The sequence below is a fragment of the Xanthomonas cassavae CFBP 4642 genome, from assembly GCF_000454545.1.
In the GTDB taxonomy this organism is placed as follows: domain Bacteria; phylum Pseudomonadota; class Gammaproteobacteria; order Xanthomonadales; family Xanthomonadaceae; genus Xanthomonas; species Xanthomonas cassavae.
Genome location: NZ_CM002139.1, coordinates 1998438 through 2009446, shown reverse-complemented (window position 1 = coordinate 2009446; position 11009 = coordinate 1998438). Strand labels below are relative to the sequence as shown.

The window sequence follows — 11009 nt, the reverse complement described above, 5'->3', positions numbered from 1 at the left end:
CGCCGACGGCCTATGCCCAGCACCTGGCCAACAGCGATATCATCAACCCCGGACTCTAAACCCGACTGCTACTCAGGATGGGGGGACGTCGGTCATCGCCCAACGCGAAGAAGAGCTCTATCAGCTCGCTCCATCAATCTTCCGCAAGCCTTATCTGACCTCCACGATTGAAGATGAGTGGTTTCGCAGCTATCCGAAAGGCCCGCATAAAGACTGAGCCGTAGCTCTTCTGACCTCCTCCCCGCGTCAGGTCCTCGCAGAACTGGAAAACTCGGCCTTGGGTGGGGAAGTGAATTGGGCGGCACACTCGGCCGGCGGGACATTGCCAAGGCGTACGTCCGCGACGTCCCTTCGATCTCAAGCGAACAGTTTGCTACGCTTGAGCGGAAGAGCGTCTTGGAGCAAAAAGTGTCTATCCAGAATAAACCCAAGAAAGGCGAGTTCTATCTCCTCAGGTCCGACATGCGTGGCGGCGGTCGCGGCCCTGGTTTGAAGCTCGAGAACCCAGATGCGGTGCCGTTTTCCATTGCTTACAGCCAGCCTGGGGAGGACACGGGGCTTGCTGCATTGAAGGAAACCCCGCGCCTGCGCTACGACAGCCGCATCGGCGATATGCCCAATGATCTTGAGAGTGGTTTGACGGATTACTGGCTGGTCTCCGAGCCACTGAAGCTGATCCTTGAAGCTGCTGACCCGGAGGGCTTTGCCTTCGCGCTCTGCGACTTCCGACTGGAAGACGGTACGCCTGCGGCACCGCACTATCTTTGCGAGGTGGTGCGGATCATCGACGCCATCGACGAGGAGGCATCCAGTGTCAAAGTGTTGACCGGATACCGTAATGGCAAGCACTACAGTGTTGCTGGTGGCGCCGACTTTGCATTCAGGAAAGACGTGATCGGCGCCGCGCATATCTTCAGGACACCTTATACATCAGATGCCTTTTGCGATCGATTCTTACGCGACACCTTGATTACGCAGGGATTTGGTAAATCGCCCAGGACGCGCGGCGTATGGTTGATAGACGCTTTCGGTTGCTGAGCGATGAATCTTTGACCGTTTGATGGAGTGAGAGAAGATGTCCTCCGGTAACGTCATCCTTGAAAGTCATCATGTCATTGAAAATGGTATTTTTCTCAGAAATCGGCTGCTCAATAAATTGGCCGAGCATGGCTTGATTGACAAGGATGTATCGACCAATCGCCTGTATCTTCCGGTAGAGGGCAAGCTGGCCGACGAAATCGAAGCCTCCCCACATAGAGGACGCACGCGCAGCTCCTACACAAAAGCAATAGTCGGCTATCTTGACGATCTGATTGATTCCCCAGATGGCGAAGCCGCCATGCGTAATGACGCTGCTGCATTGAAGTGCGTCGCCGCCCAAGTCCACGACCTGCAAGACACCCTCAAAATCGCCCTGATCAATCGCGATATGTTCGCAACTACACCGGAGCACTTGACCAAGGCCCAAACGAACGCGCAGAACCACAGCACTATTTCCGAATACGAACAATACCGCGCCGCCCACGCCGACCAGTTGAAAACGCTGCGCTCGATGAGCAATGTCGAAGCCGAATGGGCCGCGATCACCCACTCCGAGCAGCGGATCGCAAAGGTGATCGATGACGCACGCACGACGGGTAAAAACCTGGTTGCTGTCCCGAATGAACGCGATGCCGTCATCCGCGAGATCGCGGGCCGCGAGGAGTTTCGCATGGCTATCGCGCACGCAGAGGATGCCGGGCGAATAACGCTATCCGAGTCCAATGCCGCAGTGGTCCAGCAGGTATTGGATGACACGCCGACAACCATCGACGGTACCGCACGCAGCATTCGCCAAAGCGCAGCCGCCGCACCGCATGCGCCATACACACCAGTCTCGCAACGCGGCTTCGCCACCGCCGAGCTGCTGGCCGGCGATCTATCCGCAGGCCAGGCACTGCGCACCGCCGGTCTGCTCGCCACCGCCGCCGACACGGTGATGACCAGCCAGCGCGCCACCCACTTACTCGGCCAAGACAACCCGCTCGCCGCGCAATCGGAGCTTGCGCACTTTGCCGGCCGCAACGTCGGTGGCTGGGCCGGCGGTACCGCAGCTGCCTACGCGCTGGGTAGCTCGGGCGCCGGGCCGATGGTGCTGATCGCAGCCTATGCATATTTCTTGAGTACCGCTGGCGAGAAGGCACCTTGCCGCTCTTCTCCAGACCGACGAACCGAACGAAGCTACGCCGATCCAGCAACTGATACTCCAACGCATCGTCGGAAAGGTTGTACAACTGCTGCAACAGCAACACCCTGATCATCACCTCAGTCGGCCACGCTGGCCGGCCACCCTTGGCCTTCGGCCCGAGCGACAGCCTCGCATCCACCGCACGGGCAATACCGCCAAAGTCGATGTGACGCGACAACACGGCCAGCGGATCACTCAATTGCTGACGTTTAGCATCACGTTCTTCACCGGCGAACAAACTGATCATCTGTAGCACCCTCCGCTAGCATCGCATTACGTCAATGATGACAGGATCCTGGGGTTTTTAGAGGTTCCCTTAAGAAATACGTGGAGTGCCGGATGGCAAGGTCCGGGTTGTACAAAAGCGATGTGCAACGCGCCCGCGATCGCCTGCGCGCCACGGCACGCATCCGTCCGTGGACGCGGTCCGGGTGGCGCTGGGCAACACGGGGTCCAAGACCACCATCCACCGCTATTTGAGGGAGTTGGAAGAGGAGGAAGGGCAAGGCGTTGGCGCGAAGATGGCCGTGAGCGACGCGCTTCAAGACCTCATCGCCCGCCTCGCCGAGCGGTTGCACAGCGAGGCCGACACGGTCGTGGCGCAGGCCCAGGCGCGCTTCCAGGCGCAGCTGCAGGAACGCACCCAAGCGCTGGAGCAGGCCCGACACGAGGCCGGCTCACTCATGACGCAGCTGCAACGCTGCGAGACCGCGCTGCAGGCCGAACGCGAGGCGGGCGACGCTGCCAGGAGCGAAGTGGCCCGCCGCACCACCGAACTGGCGCAGCTGGAGGAACGGATCTGCGGCCTGACCGTTCGCGTGGCCGAGCACGACGCCCATGCGAAATCCTTGGAACACAAGCACGAACACGCCAGGGAAGCCCTGGAGCACTACCGCACCTCGGTCAAGGACCAGCGTGAGCAGGAACAGCGCCGGCACGCGCACCAGGTGCAAGAGCTGCAGGTCGCCCTACGGCAGGCCAACGAGGCGCTGACCGCCAAGAATCACGACCTGATGCAGCTCAACCGGGAAAACGGCCAGTGGCTGGAACGCCAGACCCGGCTGGAGCGGGAACTGGCGCAGGCACGCCAGCGGGCCGACGCCCAGCAACGCGAGCGCGACGCGCTGCGCCTGGCGGCCGCCGAGCACCAAGCCCTGCAGGTGCGCTGGACCCAAGATGTCCATGCGCTGGAAGGCGTGCGCGCCGAACTGGCTGCGGCGCGGACCGAACTGGTCGAAGAGCGCCAGCGCCGGGAACACGCCGAGGCGGACACCTTGCGGGCCACGGTGCGCCCGAGCACGCTGGAACAACTCCTGGCGCAGCTGCGGCCAGCGCACTCCGTGGGCGAACTCGAAAACGCCATCGCAGCCGGTGCAATGCCGGCAGGCAAATGATCAGCCGCTTGGCGAAGGCTCGGGAATCCTCCGCGTCAGTGCCTTCGTCGTCCCAGCCAGGATTTCGGTGAGGCGGAGCGAATCGGAAAGTTCCCCGCCAAACTTGCTTCTACAGTCACTGCAGGAGATCGACATGGGGCTACCTGATTAGCCCTGACCATCAGCCGCCTGTCGCAGGATCTGCGCCGCGCTGGGTGGATGCTGCTGTCACCTGAAGCCAACGAGGTGGCGTGATGAGTATCAATGCCGTGCAGTTCCAAGCGGGATTGTCGATGCCTGAGTTCTTCGCGTCCTACGGCACCGAAGCCAAGTGCTATCGCGCGCTTTACAAGTGGCGCTGGCCGCAAGGCTTTCGTTGCCCTGTTTGTGCCGGACGCGTGCGCTCGCGTTTCAAGCGGGGTGCTGCGATCTACTACCAATGCAGCGCGTGCCGGCATCAGACCAGCCTGATTGCAGGCACGATGTTCGAAGGCACCAAGCTGCCGCTGCGCACCTGGATGCTGGCGTTGCACCTGCTGACCTCGACCAAAACCAACATGGCCGCGCTGGAGTTGATGCGGCATCTGGGCGTCAACTACAAGACGGCCTGGCGGATGAAACACAAGATCATGCAGGTTATGGCCGAGCGCGAATCCATGCGGAAACTGGCGGGTTTCGTGCAGATCGACGATGCCTATCTCGGCGGCGAGCGTAACGGTGGCAAGGCCGGACGCGGATCGGAGAACAAACAAGCGTTCCTGATTGCGGTGCAGACCGATGCCACCTTCACCGCGCCGCGCTTTGTGGTGATCGAGCCGGTGCGCAGCTTCGACAACACCTCGCTGCAGGACTGGATTGCCCGTCGCTTGGCGCCCGAATGCGAGGTCTACACCGATGGGCTGGCCTGCTTCCGCCGGCTAGAAGACGCCGGCCACGCGCACACCACGCTGGACACTGGCGGTGGTCGTGCCGCGACCGAAACGGCCGGTGCACGTTGGCTCAACGTGGTGCTGGGCAATCTCAAACGCGCCATCAGTGGCGTGTATCACGCCATCGCGCAAGGCAAATACGCAAGGCGTTACCTGGGAGAAGCGGCCTATCGTTTTAATCGTCGATTCCGCTTGCGCGAGATGCTGCCACGACTTGCCACGGCCATGATGCAATCCACACCATGCCCAGAGCCGGTTTTACGTGCAGCGAGCAATTTTCATGGCTGAGAGTCGGGGCTAATCAGGTGGGGCTATGCACTTCAAAGCCGAGCGTGGCAGGGTCACCTGAGCATTATGCAACCCACACCACAGCGGCGGATATAGGATCACCCTCATCTTCCCCGAATGTCACGGCCCCTTCCTCTCATCAACCAGCAGCTTCAAATGCAGGAGCATTTGATGGTCTAAGCGGGCGCCCGCCAAAATTGTCTCATCACCGACTGGCCCGACTGGCCCGACTGGCGAGCCGAGCCGGGCAACATACCCTAAAGCAAGCTTCTATAGCTGACTATCAATCAGAAAGAAGACACCCTAGCAATTCAATAAAAGATCGTAGCGGATCCTTGTTCCCGTGGGTTCGTGTCGACGGTGTTGATGCGGGATCCCCGTACAGCTTTGAGATAGATAGTTCCACTACAGTCAAAGTGGCAGGATTCAACAACCTGACACCTAACCATGAAGGAACACGTCACCTCTACAGCGCTGGAACAAGCCAGGTAAACATGCCGGTGGTCACCGATAATATGACCGCCTGCATTGCGGTCGCATGCGCCGCAGAAAGAATCGACCCTTACACAGGCGAACGTATGCCCGGCGCGAAGGTTCGAGTATTCCATCTCCTGCCTTTTAATCACGAAGAACTCCTGCCGGAAAACGCTATAGCATCCATCCGCGATTATATAGATGACGTCAGGGCCAATGGCCTGACAATGCGCGTCGCAATGTATGGAGGAGACCGAGACGGTGATTTCTCAGTGAGCACGGCAGAGGCGCTGGGGCGTTTATTTGAGAATGAAGGAATCCCCGTGGAATTCAATGAAACATGCGCGAATCGCATCTCAGACGGGCTGCTCGGTGCAGTCATTCTAAATGACAATTCAACCCAGTTCATAAAGAATCCTGATTAGCCCCATCCCTCAGCCATGGAAGTTGCTTGCCATACGCAAAACGCGTTCTGGGCAAGGTGTGCAGCGCAGCAGCGCCGTCGCCAGCCGCGGCAGCATCTGTTTCAGATCGAATCGGCGGTTGAAGCGATAGGCCGCCTCGGCCAGGTAGCGCCTTGCATACTTGGCCTGGCCCACCGCATGGTAGGTCCCGCTGATGGCGCGTTTGATATTGCCCAGCACCACATTCAACCAACGCGCTCCCTGGACGTCGGTTGCAGCACGACCGCCGCCGGTATCGAGGGTGGTGTGGGCATGCCCGGCCTCCTCCAGACGGCGAAAGCACGCCAGGCCGTCGCTATAGACTTCACACTCCGGTTCCAGACGGCGCGCGATCCAGTCCTTCAGCGAGGCGTTGTCGAAGGCCTTCACCGGCTCGATCACCGCAAAGCTAGGATGTTCATTGTTCTGGTCCACTTGCACCGCGATCACGAACGGCTGTTTGTTCTCCGAGCCTCGTCCGCGCTTGCCTCCGCTGCGTTCGCCGCCAAGGTAGGCGTCGTCGATCTGCACAAACCCCTTGAGTTTTCGTGGCTCTTCGCGCTCGGTCATCGCCTGCATGATCTTGTGCTTCATGCGCCAGGCCGCCTTGTAGGTCACTCCAAGATGCCGCTTCAACTCCAGGGCTGCCAGGTTGGTCTTGCTGGATGTCAGCAGGTACATCGCCTGCATCCACAGGCGCAAAGACAGCTTGCTGGATTGCAACAGCGTGCCGGCACGCAAGGTGGTTTGATGCCGGCACGCCCGGCACTGGTAGTACACCTGATCATCGCGTCGAAAGCGCGAGCGCGCGCGGCCGTCGCACTGCGGGCAGCGAAATCCCTTCGGCCAGCGCCACCGATACAACGCCCGGTAGCACTTGGCTTCGGTTCCGTAGCGATCCATGAACTCGCTCAGCGACAAGCCTGGCTGAAACTGCACGATGTTGATGCCCATCTCCCACCTGCGTTGTATTCACGTGGGACCATTGTCCAACCGACTCGTCGCAAATCCTGCAACTGCCGGCTGAGCGATGGGGCTAATCAGGTAAAGAATTTGATTGCTGCCTGACATAAATTCACTGACTAGATATATTTCTGCGAAAATAATTTGATGGATTTTTCAGAGACAACTACTTGGTGATGGCCACCTGGGCCAGCACGCTGGCATCGGCCTGGCCGCGTTCGATGATCGCGGCGGCCACCGGCTCGGCTACTACCTGCTCACAGGCACGGCAGGCGTACTGCAGGTATACCTGGCGTTTGACGTAGAACTGCAGCGGCTTGCAGGACAGCGTCCCGCTGACGTGCTCGCTGATCGGCACCAGGCCTGGCACTGCGGCCTGATGCACCAGGCCGGTTCGTGGCGGGTATCCACCCCGCTCACGCGGCGACGGGCGCGGTGCCTTGGGCGGAGGCCTGCTCGCGCTCGGCCTGGATGGCCGCCAGCTGCGCTCCACCGCGGCGATGTGGGCGGTCAGCGCCGCGCCCTGGGTCTCGCGCAACTGGATGGCGCGGGTCCAGGGCTTGGATGCTCGCGCTTTTGCGTGCCTGGTTGCAGGTGGTGCGGGCGCGTTCCTCAACGTCCTCAAGCACCGTGTGGCCCGCAAACATGGCAGCTGGTGCTCGAGAGAGGTTTTTCAGGGGCGACCTATTGCGCACCTGGTGACCGACCGGCCACGCGCACTCGCCAAAAGACAGTTGCAGCGTGCCGAACTTCGAAAGGGGCGAGGTAGTGGATAAGCCAATGGAAGCGCCGTTTTATCCGGCAAATTCATGTTTTCACAAGAGAAATCGGATTCCGCGAGTCATTTTTACACGTATGTCGGCTGAACCCCACGTACAGCGACAACGGATTGTACTCGCGGTTATTGGATGCCTTGACGAATGCCCCTAGCGCGCCCCCGAAGCGATACACATGATCGGATTGTTCAAAGGAGAACGCCATCTCGAAGAAGCGCAGCGCACCACTCTTCCACAACCCACAGGCACGCCCCATTTCACTGACTGGAAAGCGCTGATGGCGATAGTCCTTGCGCAATTCTCGCGATACCACCCGCACCGCATCGATGAACGGCATCGCGGGATCGAAATGCAGTCGCACGGGGTTTATCTGTGCGCACAGTCCCATCGAATTCTTGAACTGGTGACCGGAGCGGTTAAGAATGGGCACGCCGATGACCAGCTCTTCACGCTGTTGGGTACGGGAGAAGTAGGCATAGAGAATGACGAGAAGGATCTGAAACTGGGATACCCCGAGATCGGCACCTAGCACCGCTAGCTGATCCAGCAGAGGCGTTCCGTCGAACTGAAACTGCGTTTCCATGTGATCCTGGATCCATTGTTCCAACCACGCCTCCCGGTCCCGCATCGACGCCACATCGGTGAATGGCACGGACAGATGCATGGACTCGGCAAAGTACTGCAGCGGGATTCCTTCCTCGTCCACCTCCTCCAATATGCACATCCGCAAGACTTCGCATTGGTCGACCAATTCTTGCACCGCACGTTGCAAGCATCCGACATCGATATCGCCAGTGATCTCAAAGTAACCACCGATGGTGGAAGACACCGACTGCCCGAGCATCATTTGCTCCAACCAAATCTCTCTCTGGGGACTGCTCAGCGGAAAGGCTTGTCCATCGGTTGTTCGCATCGCATATTCCTTAGATGGTGGGTACAGTTCATCCTCGACGCTTCACACATGAGTAGTGCGGCGACTGAATAACCTGACAAATTGATGGCGAAGAGATGCGACGCGGATGTCTTGAATTGCGGCCCGCCCACTGGATTGGGACATGCCTTCCCCCAGGATCCACATCCGGCATGACTCATCTCATTATTGTTTTAATTTTATAATTTAATTTTTATCTGACGGCACATGCGATACCGTCAGAGCCCCGAGCTTGATAGTGGCGTGGTCGAACATGGGTTCTGCGTCGGATGTCGCGAGTGTCGGCAGCGCCATTGATAGCACATCCATTACAAGAAACATCGCGCGTTTTCCCGGCGCCGATGTCTCTTTTTTTTATCGAATTCCAACTCCCGCCCCATCGCCATCAATCAGAACGATTCGCATCTGGATTTCCGCGGTTGCGGCGCAGATGTAGGCATAGATGACAGAATGTTCATCGCACTTTTCGGAATTACCGATCACAGGACAGCCCACGATCTCGTGGATAACCATAATCGACGTATTCTTATCAATAATGTCTAGTAAAATTTTATTCCGATAAGAAAGACGTGTACGCGCCGTGCCACATGTCGCCCGAGGCGACCTTGCGCAAAACCTGAGCTCCGTCGGCCAACGGTTTCGGTAGAGCGAACGCCAATGTGATAACAGGATTGCGCACAGGACGCATGGTCCGGTGGTAATCCCCCCGCCCATTAGCAGACGCCAGAAGTGGAATTTTCTCGTACCCTTTCCCGAGGAGGTTCCATGAAGAAGTCCCGCTTTACCGACAGCCAGATCATCGCCGTGCNGAGTTGAACCTGCGGATCAAGCCGAAGAAGCGGCTGGTGCGTGAGCGGCCCGAGCCTCTGGCGGTGCCGGAGGCCATCAACCAGGTCTGGTCGATGGACTTCATGCACGACCAGTTGGCCGACGGCCGCAGCTTCCGGCTGTTCAATGTGCTCGACGACTTCAATCGCGAGGGGCTGGGGATCGAGGTGGATCTGTCGCTGCCGTCAGCCCGGGTGATCCGGTCGCTGGAGCAGATCATCGAGTGGCGCGGCAAGCCCGCTGTGATCCGCTGCGACAACGGCCCTGAATACATCAGTGGCGCGTTGCTGTCCTGGGCGCAGCGGCATGGCATCCGGGTCGAGCACATCCAGCCGGGCAAGCCACAGCAGAACGCCTACGTTGAACGCTACAACCGCACCATCCGCTACGCCTGGCTCGCCCGAACCCTGTTCGACACCATCGACCAAGTGCAGGACAAAGCCACCCGCTGGCTATGGACGTACAACCACGAGCGCCCGAATATGGCGCTCGGCGGCATCACACCAGCGATGAAGTTGGCGATGGCCGCTTAGCTCCACTTCTGGCGACCGCTAGAAGTGGGGGGATTACCACCCCACCTCCGTATTGCTGCTCAGAAACACTGATGGCATTCTGACCGCCAAGCCTTTCTTAGAGAAAAATCTCGACGGTCAAGCGGCCAACTGGCAGCGCAAGTTCTATCAGCACAACCGGACAGAGGTCATCAACGCCCTGATGCACTCGTTTGTGCTGGTCCCCGAGGGGCGTTCAGATCATCTGTTACTGCAGACGGTGCTCAAGCCGCTGATGCTTAGACAGGGCTGGGCCGGCGAGCATGCCCACTCCTTCGGCCTGGAAGTCGGCCTTGTTCCTACCGAGGATGCCAAGGTCGTAGAGACTTGGACCGATCTTCAGCGAGTGCACCCACGCGTTTGCTGCCTAGTGGATGGCGATGCAGAGGGTCTGCGATACACCGCGGAACTAACAAAAGCGGGTGCCCCTATTGGTTCGATCATCAGGTGGCCTGCAGGTCACATGCTCGAGGACCTCTTGGCCTGGATTTTCTCTGCTGACCCAACTTCGATTGCCATAGTTGCACGAGAGGTTCCAGCGTTGCGCGACGCTGGCGTGCCAGAGATGGTCGCCTATGCAAAGACGAAGAAGTGCGACCTTGTGCTCTACGAAACCCTTGCTGAGGCCATCGTCGACAACGAGGCATGCAGAAGCCGGGCGTCTGAACTGTTTGAAGGGATAGCCATGGCCTGCTCTGATAAGGAGAGCGCTCACTTTGCACTGAGGGAGAGCGCCTGGGTATTCCAGCCATGACTGTCACCGTCTTTTCAGGTGGTGCGGGAAGCGGAAAGACATACCAACTGATGCAAAAGCTTGCAGGGGTCATCGCACAAGAGCCGATGACCGAAGGTTGCAAGGTATTGGCACTCACCTTCATGCACGGCTCCCGCCGTCGCCTGGATGACCGACTCGCGAGTGTTCCGGGCTTGGCACGCCGCTACGACTGCATCACGTTGGACAGCTTCGCTGCCCGGATTGTTCGTCGCTGGCAGTCGCTGGCTACCCATGAGCGATACGGCAAGCCGCGCGAATCGGACTACGACGAGACCTGTCGGGTGGCGGCAGCCCTACTCGCCCACCGCGAGGTAGTGCTCTGGGTGAAGGCGTCCCGACGTCCCCCCAAGTTTGAGTAGCGCCTTAGTTTGGAGTCCAATTCCCTACCCCGAGGAGATTGGACGTGAAGAAGCGTTTTTCCGAAGAACAGATCATTGGCTTCCTTCGCGAA

Annotated in this window: 8 protein-coding genes and 5 pseudogenes; 9 read left to right on the top strand and 4 right to left on the bottom strand. The window is 59.1% G+C overall.

All coding sequences use genetic code 11. The features are described from left to right. From XCSCFBP4642_RS29980 to XCSCFBP4642_RS28410, 3 genes and pseudogenes are all read left to right on the top strand, one after another. A pseudogene (locus XCSCFBP4642_RS29980) lies at positions 1 to 217 on the top strand (hypothetical protein); the annotation flags it as partial. Between the two features lie 191 nt (positions 218 to 408). Beyond that, positions 409 to 1038, top strand: coding sequence for an imm11 family protein (locus XCSCFBP4642_RS0109040; protein WP_029219496.1), 630 nt, complete (start codon positions 409 to 411; stop codon positions 1036 to 1038). Positions 1039 to 1360: 322 nt separating this feature from the next. Continuing rightward, a pseudogene (locus tag XCSCFBP4642_RS28410) lies at positions 1361 to 2182 on the top strand (hypothetical protein); the annotation flags it as partial. Positions 2183 to 2204: 22 nt separating this feature from the next. Here XCSCFBP4642_RS28410 and XCSCFBP4642_RS30970 read toward each other — a convergent pair. Continuing rightward, a pseudogene (locus XCSCFBP4642_RS30970) lies at positions 2205 to 2474 on the bottom strand (transposase); the annotation flags it as partial. A 92-nt stretch (positions 2475 to 2566) separates the two neighbouring features. Here XCSCFBP4642_RS30970 and XCSCFBP4642_RS24445 point away from each other — a divergent pair. The 3 genes and pseudogenes from XCSCFBP4642_RS24445 (at position 2567) to xopAF (ending at position 5716) form a co-directional block, all read left to right on the top strand. Then, positions 2567 to 3621, top strand: a pseudogene (locus tag XCSCFBP4642_RS24445) (DNA-binding protein). 233 nt (positions 3622 to 3854) lie between these two features. Next, on the top strand, positions 3855 to 4817 hold the full coding sequence (locus XCSCFBP4642_RS0109025) for an IS1595 family transposase (protein WP_006448937.1): 963 nt from the start codon (positions 3855 to 3857) through the stop codon (positions 4815 to 4817). Next, positions 4772 to 5716 (top strand): XopAF/AvrXv3 family type III secretion system effector, encoded by a 945-nt coding sequence (xopAF, locus tag XCSCFBP4642_RS28400; RefSeq protein WP_327192083.1) that lies wholly within the window; start codon positions 4772 to 4774, stop codon positions 5714 to 5716. The genes XCSCFBP4642_RS0109025 and xopAF overlap by 46 nt, the downstream gene beginning before the upstream one ends. Before the next feature lie 9 nt (positions 5717 to 5725). On the opposite strand, the gene XCSCFBP4642_RS0109020 is transcribed toward xopAF, so the two are convergent. The 3 genes from XCSCFBP4642_RS0109020 to XCSCFBP4642_RS0109005 form a co-directional block, all read right to left on the bottom strand. After that, positions 5726 to 6688 carry an IS1595 family transposase gene (locus XCSCFBP4642_RS0109020; RefSeq protein ID WP_029218992.1) on the bottom strand — a complete coding sequence of 321 codons (963 nt, stop codon included), beginning with the start codon at positions 6686 to 6688 and terminating at the stop codon, positions 5726 to 5728. Between the two features lie 175 nt (positions 6689 to 6863). Further along, positions 6864 to 7082, bottom strand: coding sequence for an IS66 family transposase zinc-finger binding domain-containing protein (locus XCSCFBP4642_RS29170; protein ID WP_160170363.1), 219 nt, complete (start codon positions 7080 to 7082; stop codon positions 6864 to 6866). A 422-nt stretch (positions 7083 to 7504) separates the two neighbouring features. After that, a complete protein-coding gene (locus XCSCFBP4642_RS0109005) occupies positions 7505 to 8386 on the bottom strand; it encodes a condensation domain-containing protein (RefSeq protein WP_033898181.1) in 882 nt (293 codons plus the stop codon). A gap of 815 nt (positions 8387 to 9201) precedes the next feature. Here XCSCFBP4642_RS0109005 and XCSCFBP4642_RS0109000 point away from each other — a divergent pair. The 3 genes and pseudogenes from XCSCFBP4642_RS0109000 to XCSCFBP4642_RS0108990 all read left to right on the top strand — a co-directional run. Further along, positions 9202 to 9765 (top strand): annotated as a pseudogene (locus XCSCFBP4642_RS0109000) (IS3 family transposase); the annotation flags it as partial. A gap of 52 nt (positions 9766 to 9817) precedes the next feature. Further along, on the top strand, positions 9818 to 10537 hold the full coding sequence (locus tag XCSCFBP4642_RS24435) for a hypothetical protein (protein ID WP_053329538.1): 720 nt from the start codon (positions 9818 to 9820) through the stop codon (positions 10535 to 10537). Beyond that, complete coding sequence (locus tag XCSCFBP4642_RS0108990; protein ID WP_033898179.1) at positions 10534 to 10917, top strand: UvrD-helicase domain-containing protein; 384 nt, start codon at positions 10534 to 10536, stop codon at positions 10915 to 10917. The genes XCSCFBP4642_RS24435 and XCSCFBP4642_RS0108990 overlap by 4 nt, the downstream gene beginning before the upstream one ends. Positions 10918 to 11009: the final 92 nt, after the last annotated feature.